The organism is Pseudomonas hygromyciniae, assembly GCF_016925675.1.
Taxonomy (GTDB): domain Bacteria; phylum Pseudomonadota; class Gammaproteobacteria; order Pseudomonadales; family Pseudomonadaceae; genus Aquipseudomonas; species Aquipseudomonas hygromyciniae.
In genome coordinates, this window is the sequence record NZ_CP070506.1 from 5,517,829 (window position 1) to 5,533,082 (window position 15,254).

Consider the following 15,254-nt stretch of genomic DNA (forward strand, 5'->3'; position numbering starts at 1 on the left):
CTAACTGCTCCATAGCCAGGCCGCCTCCCATGGGCGGCTTTGGCTTGTCTGAAGGCGATGAAATGAAAAGCACAACCATCCGCCGCTGGTCCTTCATCCACACCTGGACCAGCCTGATCTGCACCGTATTCCTGCTGATGTTGGCGCTGACCGGTCTGCCGTTGATCTTTCACCATGAGATCGATCACCTGCTGGGCAATGAGCCCGAGCTCAAGCAGATGCCGGCCGATACCCCGCAGCTCAACCTTGAGCAACTGGTGGCCAAGGCCCAGGCCCATCGCCCTGGCGAAGCCATGCAGTACCTGGCCTGGGACGAAGACGACAAGAACGGCGTGATTGCAATCATGGCGGCCACCGCCGGCACCGAGCCCAATTCGTCCCACACCTTTATGCTCGACGCGCGCACCGGCGAAAGCGTGGAGATGCCGTCGGCCAATGGCGGCTTGACGATGTTCCTGCTGCGCCTGCATGTGGATATGTTCGCCGGGCTGCCGGGCAAGTTGCTGCTGGCGTTCATGGGTGTGCTGTTTGTGCTGGCGATCATTTCCGGCACGGTGTTGTACCTGCCGTTCATGCGGCGCTTGAGGTTCGCCACCGTGCGCCAGGACAAGTCCACGCGCCTGCGCTGGCTGGACCTGCACAACCTGATCGGCGTCGTCACCCTGACCTGGGCGTTGGTGGTGGGCGTCACCGGGGTGATCAGCGCCAGTGCCGACTTGATCATCGCCGCCTGGCGCAATGACAGCCTCACCGCGATGATCGAACCCTACAAGAACGCACCGCCGCTGACCTTGCGGGCGCCGGCCACTGACCTGCTGAAAATCGCCGAACAGGTCGCGCCGGGCATGACCCCGGACTTTATTGCGTTCCCCGGTACGCGGTTTTCCAGCGAGCACCATTACGCGGTGTTCATGAAAGGCAGCACACACCTGACCTCGCACCTGCTGACGCCAGTGTTGATCGACGCCAGCGACCTGAGCGTCACCGCCGTCGCCGGGCGGCCGTGGTACATGGACGCCATGGGCATGTCCCAGCCCCTGCACTTTGGCGACTATGGCGGCATGCCGATGAAAATCCTCTGGGCGGTCCTGGATGTGCTGACCATCATCGTGCTGGGCAGCGGTGTGTATCTGTGGCTGGTGCGGCGCAAGGCGGCCAAGCCATGAGGCCGCGGCAATCGAATTTCTGGAAGGTGTTCGGAGTGCCGCTGGGCATCGGGCTGCTCAGTGCTGCCGGGTTGTTTGCGGCGTTGCTGGGGGATGGGGCTTGGGACTCCCTCAGTTGGCTTGGTCTGGGGATACCCGCAGCAATCGGTCTGTGGGGATTGGTACGGCGGCCGTGAGGACGCTATCGCAGGCAAGCCAGCCCCCACAATTTGATGTGTGAACTCCGTCAAATGCGGGAGCTGGCTTGCCTGCGATGAGGCTCGCAAAAACAACCAAGATCCCCCTCGCCAGTCACCTCGCAACTGTCTAGTCTATGGCCGACCTTTTCCGAGGATTGCCCATGTCCGCGCCAAGCATGACGTTGTTCCAGCACCCCGCTTCGCCGTTTGTCCGCAAAGTCCTGGTCCTGCTCCATGAAACCGGCCAGCAAGATCGGGTCGCCCTGGAGACCGTGTTGGTCACGCCGGTCAACCCGATCCTTGCGCTGAACGAAGGCAACCCCGTGGGCAAGATCCCGGCCCTGCGCCTGGCCGATGGCAATGTGTTGCACGACAGCCGGGTGATCCTCGACTACTTCGACCACCAGCACGTCGGCAACCCACTGATCCCCCGCGACGGCTCGGCTCGCTGGCGCCGCCTGACCCTGGCCTCGATGGCCGACGGGATCATGGACGCGGCCGTGCTGGTGCGCTATGAAACCGCCCTGCGCCCGGCCGACAAGCAGTGGGAAAGCTGGCTGCAAGAACAGCGCAACAAGATCCGCCGTACCCTGGCCGAGCTAGAGCGGGACGCTATCGCCGAGTTGGCCAGCCATTTCGACATCGCCGCCATCAGCGTCGCCTGCGCCTTGGGCTATGTGGATTTTCGCCATCCGGACCTGCAATGGCGTTCGAGCAATCCCAAACTGGCGACCTGGTACGCCGAGGTCAGTCAGCGGCCTTCAATGCTGGCGACCCAGCCGCCTGCCTGATGGTTACTGTGGTGAGCGGGGCTTGTTGTGGCGAGCCCTCCAACCACAACAGACCCACTTGCCACGAAGGCGTCGCGCAACTCGGGAAACAGCGCGTTGATTTTCCCCACCAGTTGCGCCCTCTCCCGCTGGTCTTCCCTTAATCCGATCATTGCACCGCCTCCAGGTCAAACTCCAACGGCTCATTCGCCTTGCGCTTGCCCACGCCATACCAGTCCAGTTTGCGTGTCAGCACCATCACCGTGCCCAGCAGCCCGAACAGCAACAGCGAGCCCATCAACAACGCGTAGTCCTCGGCACTCAACAACCCGTACAGCAAGCCATACAGCGCCGCCAATCCCGCCGAGAATCCCAGGCCGTGGGCCACGCTGCGCAGCACGTGGCACACATAAAAACCGATCAGCAACACACAGGCACTGGCCGAGATCAGGTACGCCAGGGCAAAGCCGATATGCTCGGACAGCGACAACAGCAGCAGGTAGAAGAACGCCAGGGCCACCCCCACCAACGCGTACTGGATCGGGTGCACCGCCAGGCTCTTGAGCACTTCGAACAGGAAGAAGCCGGCGAACGTCAGGGCGATAAACAGCAACGCATATTTGATCGCGCGGTCGCTCTTGAGGTACTGGTCCACCGGGTCGATGAAGTTCACGCCAAAGCCGCGCTGATTGAAGTTCTCACAGCGACTGCCGACCACGCAGCCGTATAGCGCCTCCTCAAGGTTGGTGGAGAAAAATGAGGTCTGCCAGTTGGCGCTGAACCCTTGGTCGTTGATCTCGCGCTGCGCCGGCAGGAAGTTGCCGACAAAGCTGGGATGGGGCCAGTTGGAGGCCAGCTTGACCACACTGGTCTTGCCCACCGGCAGCACTTGCAATTGCTCGGTGCCTTGCAGGCGCAGATCGAAGGCGAAGTCCAGGGGCGCTGGGTTCTTGCTGTCCTGGGCGGGCAGCGGAACATGCACCCCGGCGCCAAGAAAACTCACTTGAGTGCCCGGGGCAAACTCCAGGCGTTGGCTGCCCAGCTCCAGTTTCAGGGCGTTTTCGATCCCGCGGATATCACTGATACCAACGGCCAGGAATGCCTGTTCAAACGTGTAATCGGCAAAGTCTTCCTTGATCCCCATCTGCGCCGGCAACACAAAGCGGCCACTGATACGGTTGTCGGCATGGAACAGCCGCGCCTGGTAAATCCCCCGGGCCCGCAGTTCGGTTTGCACCTTGCCGTCGAGCTCGAAATGCTCCGGCAGGAAGTACAGGCGGCCTTGCTCTTCGCTGAGCACTTCATAGCGTTTGTTGAGCTTTTCATTGAGCTTCCACTCACGCACGGTCTTGCGATACGGCACCACCATCAACGGCCCGCTCACCTGCTGGCTGTAGCTGGAGCTGCGGGCAATGTCCATCAATACGCCGTCGCGTAGCGCCTGGCGTTCGTTGATGATGCCGTTGATCATCAGCAACGGAATCAGCAATAGCAGGATCAGCAGCGCGATGGCGCCCAGTTTGAATAGCAGGCTGCGGTTCATGGGTATCTCCCTGTTTTGATGGGGAGAGTCTGGCGCCGGACTGTGGGAGGTTTATGAGGGCAATGTGGAGACTGTGTGGAGATGCAGCACCACTTGCACCCCGCCCGGCACATTGCCGATCTGCAATGAGCCGCCGTGCAGCTTCATCACTTCCTCGACAAAGTTCAGGCCCAGGCCGGTGCTTTTACGCCCGCTGACCGGGCGCGGCAGGGAGTAGAAACGCTCGCTCAGGCGTGGCAGGGCGTATTCGGGGATCGGCTCGGCCTGGTTGAACAGGCACACATCGACATCGTGATGCCGCACCTGGGCGCTAAAGCGCAGAGTGCCGCCGGGCGGGGTAAAGTCCAGGGCGTTTTCCAGCAGGTTGCCCAAGGCCTGGCGCAGCAGGAACGGTTCGCCATACAGCTTTACATCAGCCCCGATCAGACGCTCGACCTGCAACCCGGCCTGTTCGATCCGCGCGCATTGCGCCTTGAGGACTTCATCCACCAACGCGGCCAACGGCACGGTGGTTTGCTGCTCCAACCCTTGGCGCTGTTCGACCTGGGCCAGGTTCAGCAGGCGCTCGATCAACTGCTGCAAACGCGCGCTTTCGCTGGCGATATTGCCAACAAAGCGCTGCTGCTGGGCCGCAGTCATTTCACCCTGCAACAACTCCGCCGCACCGCGGATCGCGGCCAGTGGGCTTTTCAGTTCGTGGGTCAAGGTGTGCACATAACGCTCGACATAGGCCTTGCCTTCCAGTTGCGTGCGCATGTGCTCCACCGCCGTGGACAGCTGCTCCAACTCACCGCCGCGATAGTGCGGCAACTCGGCGCGCCGCCCTTCGCTGACAGCCTGGGCATAGGTGGTCAGGCGCCGCAGCGCAGCACTCAGCCACCACGACAACAGCGCCCCCAGCAACAGGCCTAGCGCCACCAGGCCGGCGCCGTACCACAGCAGGCGGCGCTCGGTACGGTCGACATAGGGTTGCAGCGAGCTGTTGGGCTTGGCCACCGTGACCGCGCCGATGATCTGCCCGTTATCACGGATCGGCGCACCGACGTGCATCACCGACGAGGCCGGATCATCGGCATCGCTGCGGGTGGAGCGGGCGCCATATTCGCCGCGCAGGGTCAGGTACACGTCGTTCCATTTCGAGTAGTCCTGGCCCACTGCCACTCCTGCCGAGTCCAGCAGCACAACGCCCTTGGCGTCGGTGACATAGATACGGTGGTTGACTTGATTCTTCGCCAGCCCCCAGATCGTCGCGCCCGGCTGGCGCTCGCCGTAGGCCTTGAGCACGGTCGGCCAGTGGCTTTGGCCCAGGGTGCCGTGCTTCACGTCCTCACGCAGGATTTCCGCCAGCAGGTTGGCGGTGTCCACCAGGGTTTCCTCGGTGGACTGGCGCACGCCGGGGCGGATTTCCTTCATCACCGTGTTGAGCACAAAGTAGCCGATCAGGCCGATAAACAGCGCATACACCAGGAAAATCCGCAGCCCCATGCGCATCAGGCGTGGCTCGGGCTGTAGCTGTAGCCCAGGCCCCGATGGGTCTGGATCGGCTCGCCATCGGCGGCTACGCCCCGCAACTTGCTGCGCAGGCTTTTGATATGGCTGTCGATATTGCGCTCGTAGCCGGCATCGGCGGCCACGCCGACGGCATCGAGCAGTTGCTCGCGGCTGAAGACCCGCTCGGGCTGCTCCAGCAGGCAGTTGAGCAAACGGAACTCATGCCGGGTCAGGCCCAGCAACTGCCCGCGATAGTGGATCTGCACCCGCTCGTGGTCCACCTGGAACAGCCCGCTGCTGGTCGGCGCGGCAACCGGCACGACACGCTTGAGGATCGCCTTGACCCGCGCTGCTACTTCCCGTGGGCTGAAGGGCTTGACCACATAATCATCGGCGCCGATTTCCAGGCCCACCACGCGGTCGATTTCGCCGTCGCGGGCACTGAGGAACATCACCGGCACTTCGCTGAAACGGCGCAGTTGCTTACAGGTTTCAAAACCGCTGATGTCCGGCAGGCCGATGTCGAGGATCAGCAGGTCTGCCGGGGTCTGCCGTTGATGCTCCAGCGCGGCCTGGCCGAGGGTCAGCCAGGTGGTGGTGAAGCCTTCGCCTTGCAGGGCAAAAATCAGCGTATCGGCAATGGCCGCTTCGTCTTCGACAATCAGGATATGGGGCATGGCGTCCGAGCACTGGGAGCTAAAGGTGAACGGTGCCCCATGCCTTATGCGGCGTCAATCAGCAGTCGGGTTTGTCGGCGGTATAGCGGCGAGCCGGGTTCACGGCGGCGCCGAATTCACGCAGGGCCTTGGCGCCGATCAACAGCGGGTAGTTGAAACTGCTGCGGTCGGTGAGGTTGACTTCGACGGTGCGCTTGACGTTGCCCAGGCACATCTCCAGATCCACCACCGGGCGCTTGGCCACGCTGGTTTCTTCGCCGTCTTCGTCTTCGTCGGAGCGGTTCTTGATCTTGCTGATGCGCGCCACTTTGTGCTCGTAAACCTTGTTGCTCACGTCCTTGCCGCTGAGGCGGAAACGCACCCAGTCTTCGCCATCGCGGGTGAAGGTCTGGATGTCGCGGGCCGACAGCGAAGCGGTCAGCGCACCGGTGTCCATCTTGGCCTTGAAGGTCTCGCCGATTTCCGGCAACTGGATGTATTCGTAGCGCCCGTACAGGGTCGGCTCGGCGGCCATGACCGGCAGGGCCACCACGGCTAATAGGGCAAGGAGAGATTTCACGTAGGAGGATTCCTTGAGGTAAGTAGGCAAATACTAGACTGCAATCGCGGCACAAAGTTGGATCGTGCCCCAGCATACGCAACACAAAGTGAAACATTCGTCAGGCCATTTGCGATTTGGCCTCTAGACTCAAGCTGCTTATCATGGCCCGTCCAACCGCTTGCAAGAGTTCCTTATGCGCCGCCTGCTCACCGGCTGTTTCGTCACACTGCTGCTGTTACTCAACACGCTGATCCTGATCGGCCCCCTGCTGGTCTTCGCCCTGCTCAAGCTGGTGGCCCCCGGTCGTTCACGGGACTACGCCTCCGGCGCCGTGATGTGGATCGCCGAGACCTGGGCCGAGATCGACAAGCTGATCTTCGCCCTGTGCATTCCTACCCAGTGGGACATTCGCGGCGATACCGGGTTGAGGGTCGATACCTCGTACCTGGTGATCAGCAACCATCAATCCTGGGTGGATATCCCGGCGCTGATCCAGACCCTCAACCGGCGCACGCCGTTCTTCAAGTTCTTCCTGAAAAAGGAACTGATCTGGGTACCGTTCCTGGGCCTGGCCTGGTGGGCCCTGGATTACCCGTTCATGAAGCGCTACAGCAAGGCGTTCCTGGCCAAGCACCCGGAACTGGCGGGCCAGGACCTGAAGATCACCAAACAGGCGTGCGAGCTGTTCAAGCGCCAGCCGGTGACGGTGGTCAACTACCTCGAAGGCACGCGCTTCACCGAAGCCAAGCGTGCCCAACAGGGCTCACCTTTCACCCGCCTGCTCAAGCCCAAGGCCGGTGGCGTGGCGTTTGTACTGGCGGCGATGGGCGAACAGCTGGATGCGATCCTCGACGTGACCGTGGTGTATCCACAGGAGAAGATTCCGGGGTTCTGGGATTTGATCAGCGGCGCGGTGCCCCGCGTGATTGTCGATATCCGCACCCGCGAGCTGGATCCAGCGTTGTGGCAGGGGGATTACGAGAATGATCCGGCGTTTCGCCAGACCGTCCAGAGCTGGGTCAACCAGCTCTGGATGGAGAAGGATGCGCGCATCGCCCAACTACGCGCCGAACGGCCTTAGCTGCCGGTACCCCAGGCCTGGGCCAGCTTGCCAAGCAATGAACTGTCGGCACCCTGGCCGCCCAGGTATTGCAGGATCACCGGGGCAAACTGGCCGATCATGCCGCTGTCCATGCCCAAGGCGCTGAACGCGGTTTTCAGGTCGTTGGTGTCCTTGACGTTACCCAGCAGGCCATCGAGGCCACTGGTCTTGCTGCCGCCGGTTTGGCCGAGCATGCCGCTCAGGGCGCCCAGGCTGCCCAATGCGTTGCTACCCGACAGCTTGTCCAGGCCCGGTACGCTTTTGCCCAACTGCGAATAATCGGTGCTGCTGAGCTGATTCTTGGCCAAGCCCAACATGGCGCCGGTACCACCGACTGCCTGCTCCGGGGTGACATTCAATTGCTTGGTCAAGGCGCCCAACAAACCGGCGGTCTGTGACGTTGGCGCAGCAGCGGCGGCCTTGTTGGTACCCTGGGCACCGGCGACGGCGTTGGCCACATCGCCCAGGCTGAAGCCTGCTGCAAACACCGGGCTGGCCGCCACGGTCAGAAGGCAGGACAGGGCAAAACCGCGTGAAATCTTCATCGAGACAACCTCGTAAATTTAGGAGCTGAAGCAGCCGTTGGACTCAGCATCCACTAGGTTGTTCCACGTCACAGATTTGTTCAGAAAAGCCCCAAGGCCCCACACCATCAAACTGCCACTAGGAACCCATCGCCCACCACAGGGTCAATCAACACACTACAAAACTTGTCAGGAAGAGCCTTATGACTGCGACCCTCCCCCCAGTGATCGAGCACAAGCCCTCATTCTGGACCCGCCCGCGTCTGTTCATCGGCGTCTGCGTGGTGGTGGTTGCCGGTATCGGCGGCGCGCTCTACACACAGGACAGCGTGAAGTCCGCCGCGACCCTGGTCAGCACCAGCCAACAACCGGCTGCGCAAATCATGGCGCACAAGGATTACCTGGAAGTCCAACCGATTGCCGCCACCGCGCCGGAGCCGGACCGCAGCCTCGAACTGTGGGCCCTGCCAGCCGGCGGTACACCGGTATCCCTGGGCCTGTTGCCGGAGGATGGCAAAGGCATCATCGGCCTGAATCCGCGTCAACAGGAAACCATCAGCCAGCCGGTGGAACTGATGGTCAGTTCGGAAACCAAGGGTGGCTCGGTGAGCAAGCAGCCTACGGGCCCGACGGTGTACCAGGGCGCGCTGGCAATTCGCTAACGCTCAAACACAACACAACCAATGTGGGAGCGGGCTTGCTCGCGAAAGCGGTGTATCAGTCGCCATATTCGCTGACTGACACTCCGCCTTCGCGAGCAAGCCCGCTCCCACATTGCTATCGGTGGCTGTGATTACGCCGCGCTGAACAGCTTGTGCGGATCAATCACAAACTTCTTCGGCACACCGGCATCGAACTCGCCATAGCCACGCGGCGCGTCATCCAGGCTGATCACCTGTACGCCCACGATTTCGGCGATGTTGATGCGGTCCCACATGATTGCCTGCATCAACTGGCGGTTGTACTTCATCACCGGGGTCTGGCCGGTGTGGAAGCTGTGGGACTTGGCCCAGCCCAGACCGAAACGAATGCTCAGGCTGCCCATTTTCGCGGCAGCATCCACCGCGCCCGGGTCTTCGGTGACGTACAGGCCAGGGATGCCGATCTTGCCTGCGACGCGCACCACGCCCATCAGTGAGTTGAGTACCGTGGCCGGAGCCTCGTGCTTGACGCCATCATGCCCGTGACCACGGGCTTCAAAGCCCACGCAATCCACCGCGCAATCCACTTCCGGCTCGCCCAGCAAGGCGGCGATCTGCTCATGCAGTGGCGTGTCCTTGGACAAGTCGGCGATTTCAAACCCCTGGGCCTTAGCGTGGGCCAGGCGGATCGGGTTGACGTCACCGATGATCACCACCGCCGCGCCCAACAGGCGCGCCGAAGCCGCTGCGGCCAGGCCCACGGGACCGGCGCCAGCGATGTACACGGTGCTGCCCGGGCCAACGCCAGCGGTGACGGCACCGTGATAGCCGGTCGGCAGGATGTCGGAGAGGCAGGTCAGGTCGCGGATTTTTTCCATGGCCTTGTCGCGATCCGGCAGTTTGAGCAGGTTGAAATCGGCGTACGGCACCAGCACGTACTCGGCCTGGCCGCCGGTCCAGTCACCCATGTCCACATAGCCGTAGGCACCACCGGCACGCGCCGGGTTGACGGTCAGGCAGACGCCGGTGTGTTGTTCCTTGCAGGAGCGGCAGCGCCCGCACGCAACGTTGAATGGCACCGACACCAGGTCGCCGAGTTTCAGGTTCTCGACGTCGCTGCCCTTCTCGATCACCTCACCGGTGATTTCATGGCCCAGTACCAGGCCCGTCTGGGCGGTAGTGCGGCCGCGCACCATGTGTTGGTCGGAGCCGCAGATGTTGGTGGAGACCACGCGCAGGATGACGCCGTGCTCAATCTTCCTGCCACGGGGGTCCTGCATTTTGGGATAGTCGATTTTCTGTACTTCGACCTGACCGTTGCCGAGATACACGACACCACGATTACCAGACATGCTTTCACCTCGCTGTTGTTTTTATGGAACCGCGTCGCCCTTGGGTGGGCAGCGCGTTTAAGTGCTCGGGTTGCAGATGCTGTTTTTTGCGTTGTTAGTAAGGGCCTCTTCGCGGGCAAGCCCGCTCCCACATTCGTGGAATGCAGTCGAATGTGGGAGCTGGCTTGCCTGCGATGGCGCCCGTCAGAGCACCACAGTTCTATTGGCGTTCAAAAACACCCGCCGCTCAATGTGATACCCCACCGCCCGGGCCAAGGTCAGCCCTTCGATATCCCGCCCCTTGGCAATCAAGTCCTCGGGATAGTGACTATGGTCCACCACCTCCACCCCCTGAGCGATGATCGGACCTTCATCCAGATCGTTGTTGATGTAATGCGCCGTGGCGCCGACCAGCTTCACCCCCTTGTTGTACGCCTGGTGGTACGGCTTGGCGCCCTTGAACCCTGGCAGCAGGGAGTGATGGATATTGATCGCCTTGCCATCGAGCTTGCGGCACAACTCCGGTGACAGCACTTGCATGTAGCGCGCAAGGATCACCAGCTCGGCGCCGGCCTCTTCAATCACCTGCCACACCTGACGCTCCTGGGACGGTTTGTCGTTGGGGTCGAGGGGGAAATGGTAGTAGGGAATCTGGTGCCAGTCGGCCAGGGGTTTGAGATCAGGGTGGTTGGACACCACCGCGACCACATCCATCGAAAGTTGGCCGATGCGCTGGCGATACAGCAGGTCGTTGAGGCAGTGATCGGCCTTGGAGACCATGATCACCACTTTTGGCCGGTAATTAGGCGCCGTCAGCTCGAAAATCATCCCAAAGGCTTCGCCACGGGTGGCCAGGCCATCGCGAAAACCCTGCTCGTCGAAGCCATCGGGTTGACGGAATTCCACGCGGATAAAAAAGCGCCCCGAGAGGCGATCATCGAACGAATGGTGCTCGGTGACGTAGCAGCCCTGTTCGAACAGATAGCGGGTGACCGCGTCCACCGTGCCGAGCACGCTGGGGCAATCGGCGGTCAAAATCCATGTATCGGGTGCGCGGCTCATTACAGTTAACTCCTCATACAGCGATGCGGCTTACTGTAGGAGTGAGCTTGCTCGCGAAAAATCCAAGGGCGCCGCGTTCATTCAGGATGCGCGCGTTTTCGTTGACGTTTTTCGCGAGCAAGCTCGCTCCTACAGGGTCATATCAGGCTTGGACATTCAGGCCGTATTCGGCCGCCGCATCCTGCAACCACAACCACCAATAATCCGAGAAGCTGCGACGAATCAGCAGCTCCCACGTGTCCTCGGCGGTATGCCGGATCACCAGTTGCGACTTGGCGAACACCGTGCCCACCGCCTTGCCTACGGGGAAGTTGTCGGGGTGCACGTCGTAGCTGGTGGACTTCATCAGCACATCGCGCACGTTCGGGCCGCTGAGCTCAAGGATCTGCTGGCCGCCGCTGACATTGACGATCTGGATATGCAAATCCCCCAGGGCGGCACGCAGGTTTTGCTCGGCGGCGAATTCTTCACCGCTTGGCACGATCAATAGCCACTCATCCGGGCCGAGCCATTGCAGGCTGGTTTCGCCCTTGACGATCACTGTCAGGGCGCCGGGCAACTCGATGCCCAGGGCCTTGTGTACGCCAGCGGCAAACGCGGCGTCATGACCATCGCCACGGAGGGTCAGGTGGCCAAGGAGTTTCTTTTCACGCACGGTCACGCCGGCGTTCTTGCGGCCCTTGCCGACCAGGCTGGCGAGGTCGGCATGGTGCAGCGACGACTCGGCCTTGGCGCCGGCGGTGGGGCGTTGTTGGTACACATTGGCTGCGGTCATAAAGCACCTTTCTTGAATTCTGTTGTGCGGCTACTGCCGCCATCGCGAGCAAGCCCGCTCCCACATTTTGGAATACAGCTCCCCTGTGGGAGCGGGCTTGCTCGCGAAGGCCGCGCCTCGGTCTATCAGATGTTCTGCCGGTCGCCTTTAGGGTCGAAGAACACCGAAGACACAATCTCGGCCTCGATCACGCTGCCATCCGCCTGCGGTGAAAACACCCGCTCGCCCATACGCTTCAAGCCACCCTTGACCACCGCCATCGCAAACGAATACCCCAGGGAGTTGTGCGCATAGCTGGAGGTGACGTGACCGACCATCTTCATCGGAATCGTCTGCTTCGGATCAAACACCAGTTGCGCGCCTTCCGGCAGCCACACCTTCGGATCAATCGGCTTCAAGCCCACCAGTTGCTTACGTTCTTCACGCACGCAATCTTCGCGGTTCATCCCACGCCAGCCGATCCACGAAAACGGTTTGGTACGGCCTACGCACCAGCCCATGTTCAGGTCATCCGGAGTCATCGAGCCGTCGGTATCCTGGCCGACGATGATGAAGCCCTTCTCGGCCCGCAGTACGTGCATGGTCTCGGTGCCGTACGGGGTCAGGTTGTATTGCTTGCCGGCCTCGACGATCTGTTCCAGCACGCCCATGGCGTAGTCGGCCTGCACGTTGACTTCGTACGACAGCTCACCGGTAAACGAGATACGGAACACCCGCGCCGGCACGCCGCCCACCAGGCCTTCTTTCCAGGTCATGAACGGGAAGCCGTCCTTGTCCAGGTCGATGTCGGTGACTTCGCTCAACAGCTTGCGGCTGTTGGGGCCGGACAGGGTCATGGTCGCCCAGTGGTCGGTGACCGAAGTGAAGTACACCTTCAGGTCCGGCCATTCGGTCTGCTGGTAGATTTCCAGCCACTGCAGCACACGGGCGGCGCCGCCGGTGGTGGTGGTCATCAGGAAGTGATTGTCCGCCAGGCACGCGGTCACGCCATCGTCGAAGACCATGCCGTCTTCCTTGCACATCAGGCCGTAGCGCGCCTTGCCCACGTCGAGCTTGGTCCAGGCATTGCTGTAAATGCGGTTAAGGAACTCACGGGCATCCGGGCCCTGGATATCGATCTTGCCCAGGGTCGAGGCATCCAGCAGGCCGACGCTGTCGCGCACGGCCAGGCATTCGCGCTTGACTGCGGCGTGCAGGTCTTCACCGTTGCGCGGGAAGTACCACGGGCGTTTCCACTGGCCGACATCCTCGAACTCGGCGCCGTTTTTGACGTGCCAGGCTTGCAGCGCGGTGTAGCGCACCGGCTCGAAGATATGCCCACAGTGCCGGCCCGCCACGGCGCCGAAAGTCACCGGCGTGTAGTTGGGGCGGAACATGGTGGTGCCCATCTGCGGGATGGTCACGTTCAGCGAACGCGCAGCAATGGCCAGGCCGTTGACGTTGCCCAGCTTGCCTTGGTCGGTGCCGAAGCCCAGCGCGGTGTAGCGCTTGACGTGTTCCACCGACTCGAAGCCCTCGCGGGTCGCCAGTTCGATGGCGGCGGCGGTGACGTCGTTTTGCAGGTCGACAAATTGTTTGGGCGCCCGTGCAGTGGCCTTCTCGTGCGGCACCTGGAACAGCGCCAGGGTTGGCTCTTCCAGGCGCGTCAGGGCCTTGGGCAGCGTACCTTCCACCGCGGCAAACCCGGCTTCGCTGGCGGCACGCACGCCACCCTCAAAGCCGTCAGCCAGGGAATCACCCAAGCCGTAGACGCCGTTGATGCCACCGACGCACACACGTTTCTGCGGTGCTTCGCCCGGTACAAAACCGAGGATATCTTCACGCCAGGTCGGCTTGCCGCCCAGGTGCGAGGCCAGGTGAACCACCGGGCTGTAGCCGCCGGAGCTGGCTACCAGGTCGCAATCGAGCCATTCGCCAGGGCTGGTGACGGTGTGGGCTTTGACATCGATAGCCGCCACACGCGCACCAGTCACGTGCTTGCTGCCACGGGCTTCGATCACGGCGCTGCCGGTGAGGATGCGAATGCCTTTGGCACGGGCTTCTTCCACCAGCGCACCGCGTGGGTTGTGGCGAGCATCGGCCACGGCGACAACGCTGAGGCCCGCGTCAAACCAGTCCAGCGCCACGCGGTAGGCGTGATCGTTGTTGGTCGACAGCACCAGCTTTTTACCCGGCGCCACGCCGTAACGGCGCACGTAAGTCGACACCGCACCCGCCAGCATGTTGCCCGGCACGTCGTTATTGCCGTACACCAGCGGGCGCTCGCACGCACCGGTCGCCAGCACCACGCGCTTGGCACGCACACGGTGGATACGCTGGCGCACCACGCCGATCGGCGCACGGTCGCCGAGGTGATCGGTGAGGCGCTCGTGGATGGTCAGGAAGTTATGGTCGTGATAGCCGTTGACGGTGGCGCGAGGCAGCAGCACCACATCCGGCAACGCCTTGAGCTCGGCAATCACACTGGCGACCCACTCGGCCGCCGGCTTGCCGTCGAGGCTTTCACGGGAGTCGAGCAACGACCCGCCGAACTCTTCCTGCTCATCGGCGATGATCACCCGCGCACCACTGCGCGCAGCCGCCAGGGCCGCCGACAGGCCAGCGGGCCCGGCACCGACGATCAGCACGTCGCAATGGCGGTTCATGTAGTCGTAGGTGTCCGGATCGTTCTCGGTCGGCGAGCGACCCAGCCCTGCGGCCTTGCGGATGTACTTCTCGTAGGTCATCCAGAACGATTGCGGGTACATGAAGGTTTTGTAGTAGAAACCCGGCGGCATCAGCTTGCCGCCGACCTTGCCGAGAATGCCCATCATGTCGTTGTTCACGCTCGGCCAGCCGTTGGTGCTGGTTGCGACCAGGCCTTGGTACAGCGCCTGTTGCGTGGCGCGCACGTTGGGGATTTGCGTGGCTTCGGTGGCACCGATCTGCAGCACCGCGTTTGGCTCTTCAGCGCCCGCAGCAAAGATGCCGCGTGGGCGCGAGTATTTGAAGCTGCGGCCGATGACATCCACGCCGTTGGCCAGCAAGGCTGCAGCCAGGGTGTCGCCTTCAAAGCCTTTGTAGCTCTGGCCGTTGAAGGTAAACGTCAGGACTTTATTACGGTCAATGCGGCCACCGTTGGACAGGCGATTGATCTGGCTCATACCTTCTCTCCAGAAGCCTTGGCGGTGAATTGTGGCTTCTCGCCGATCTTGTAGGTTTCAAGAATTTCGTAGGTCACGGTGTCGCGGGTCGCGTTGAAATATTGGCGGCAACCGGCGGCATGGATCCACAGTTCGTGATGCAGGCCGCGCGGGTTGTCGCGGAAGAACATGTAGTCGCCCCACTGCTCGTCGGTGCAGGCATTCGGGTCCAGCGGGCGCGGGATGTGCGCTTGGCCGGACGCGTGGAATTCCTCTTCGGAGCGCAGTTCGCCACAGTGAGGACAGAAGATATGCAACATAGGGAATTTC

The 15,254-nt window shown here is 62.1% G+C and carries 15 protein-coding genes; 5 read left to right on the forward strand and 10 right to left on the reverse strand.

Annotated features, from left to right (window positions below):
- The first annotated feature begins 62 nt into the window (after positions 1–62).
- From JTY93_RS24960 to JTY93_RS24965, 3 genes are all read left to right on the forward strand, one after another.
- Positions 63–1,166, forward strand: a complete 1,104-nt coding sequence (locus JTY93_RS24960; protein ID WP_205478085.1) for a PepSY-associated TM helix domain-containing protein — start codon at positions 63–65, stop codon at positions 1,164–1,166.
- Positions 1,163–1,342, forward strand: a complete 180-nt coding sequence (locus tag JTY93_RS29470; protein WP_240344475.1) for a hypothetical protein — start codon at positions 1,163–1,165, stop codon at positions 1,340–1,342. Before JTY93_RS24960 ends, JTY93_RS29470 begins: the two co-directional genes overlap by 4 nt.
- 164 nt (positions 1,343–1,506) lie before the next feature.
- Positions 1,507–2,136, forward strand: a complete 630-nt coding sequence (locus JTY93_RS24965; protein WP_169999445.1) for a glutathione S-transferase family protein — start codon at positions 1,507–1,509, stop codon at positions 2,134–2,136.
- A 148-nt stretch (positions 2,137–2,284) separates the two neighbouring features.
- Here JTY93_RS24965 and creD read toward each other — a convergent pair whose 3' ends face one another.
- The 4 genes from creD to rloA2 are packed head-to-tail and all read right to left on the reverse strand — an operon-like array spanning position 2,285 to position 6,385.
- Positions 2,285–3,658 (reverse strand): cell envelope integrity protein CreD, encoded by a 1,374-nt coding sequence (creD, locus tag JTY93_RS24970; RefSeq protein WP_205478086.1) that lies wholly within the window; start codon positions 3,656–3,658, stop codon positions 2,285–2,287.
- 51 nt (positions 3,659–3,709) lie between these two features.
- Positions 3,710–5,149, reverse strand: coding sequence for a two-component system sensor histidine kinase CreC (creC, locus tag JTY93_RS24975; protein ID WP_205478087.1), 1,440 nt, complete (start codon positions 5,147–5,149; stop codon positions 3,710–3,712).
- Positions 5,149–5,826 (reverse strand): two-component system response regulator CreB, encoded by a 678-nt coding sequence (gene creB, locus JTY93_RS24980; RefSeq protein ID WP_205478088.1) that lies wholly within the window; start codon positions 5,824–5,826, stop codon positions 5,149–5,151. The genes creC and creB overlap by 1 nt, the downstream gene beginning before the upstream one ends.
- Before the next feature lie 58 nt (positions 5,827–5,884).
- Positions 5,885–6,385 (reverse strand): retropepsin-like aspartic peptidase RloA2, encoded by a 501-nt coding sequence (gene rloA2, locus JTY93_RS24985; protein ID WP_205478089.1) that lies wholly within the window; start codon positions 6,383–6,385, stop codon positions 5,885–5,887.
- Positions 6,386–6,560: 175 nt separating this feature from the next.
- Between rloA2 and yihG the strand changes: the two genes are divergently transcribed.
- Positions 6,561–7,448, forward strand: coding sequence for a 1-acylglycerol-3-phosphate O-acyltransferase, YihG family (gene yihG / locus JTY93_RS24990; protein ID WP_205478090.1), 888 nt, complete (start codon positions 6,561–6,563; stop codon positions 7,446–7,448).
- On the opposite strand, the gene JTY93_RS24995 is transcribed toward yihG, so the two are convergent.
- Positions 7,445–8,014: a DUF2780 domain-containing protein gene (locus JTY93_RS24995; RefSeq protein ID WP_205478091.1), complete on the reverse strand. Its 570-nt coding sequence runs from the start codon at positions 8,012–8,014 to the stop codon at positions 7,445–7,447. The two genes, yihG and JTY93_RS24995, sit on opposite strands and share 4 nt — an antisense overlap.
- Positions 8,015–8,196: 182 nt before the next feature.
- Here JTY93_RS24995 and JTY93_RS25000 point away from each other — a divergent pair, with 182 nt between their 5' ends.
- Positions 8,197–8,655 carry an anti-sigma factor domain-containing protein gene (locus tag JTY93_RS25000; RefSeq protein ID WP_169999452.1) on the forward strand — a complete coding sequence of 153 codons (459 nt, stop codon included), beginning with the start codon at positions 8,197–8,199 and terminating at the stop codon, positions 8,653–8,655.
- Between the two features lie 131 nt (positions 8,656–8,786).
- On the opposite strand, the gene fdhA is transcribed toward JTY93_RS25000, so the two are convergent.
- From fdhA to JTY93_RS25025, 5 genes are all read right to left on the reverse strand, one after another.
- A complete protein-coding gene (gene fdhA / locus JTY93_RS25005; protein ID WP_038443950.1) occupies positions 8,787–9,986 on the reverse strand; it encodes a formaldehyde dehydrogenase, glutathione-independent in 1,200 nt (399 codons plus the stop codon).
- A gap of 183 nt (positions 9,987–10,169) precedes the next feature.
- Positions 10,170–11,027 (reverse strand): formyltetrahydrofolate deformylase, encoded by an 858-nt coding sequence (purU, locus tag JTY93_RS25010; RefSeq protein WP_029296961.1) that lies wholly within the window; start codon positions 11,025–11,027, stop codon positions 10,170–10,172.
- A gap of 142 nt (positions 11,028–11,169) precedes the next feature.
- Positions 11,170–11,802, reverse strand: a complete 633-nt coding sequence (locus tag JTY93_RS25015; RefSeq protein WP_205478092.1) for a sarcosine oxidase subunit gamma — start codon at positions 11,800–11,802, stop codon at positions 11,170–11,172.
- A 125-nt stretch (positions 11,803–11,927) separates the two neighbouring features.
- The gene (locus JTY93_RS25020; protein WP_205478093.1) at positions 11,928–14,945 is read right to left on the reverse strand and encodes a sarcosine oxidase subunit alpha; all 3,018 of its coding nucleotides are present in this window, start codon (positions 14,943–14,945) and stop codon (positions 11,928–11,930) included.
- Positions 14,942–15,244, reverse strand: coding sequence for a sarcosine oxidase subunit delta (locus tag JTY93_RS25025; protein ID WP_003194855.1), 303 nt, complete (start codon positions 15,242–15,244; stop codon positions 14,942–14,944). The genes JTY93_RS25020 and JTY93_RS25025 overlap by 4 nt, the downstream gene beginning before the upstream one ends.
- Positions 15,245–15,254 lie beyond the last annotated feature (10 nt).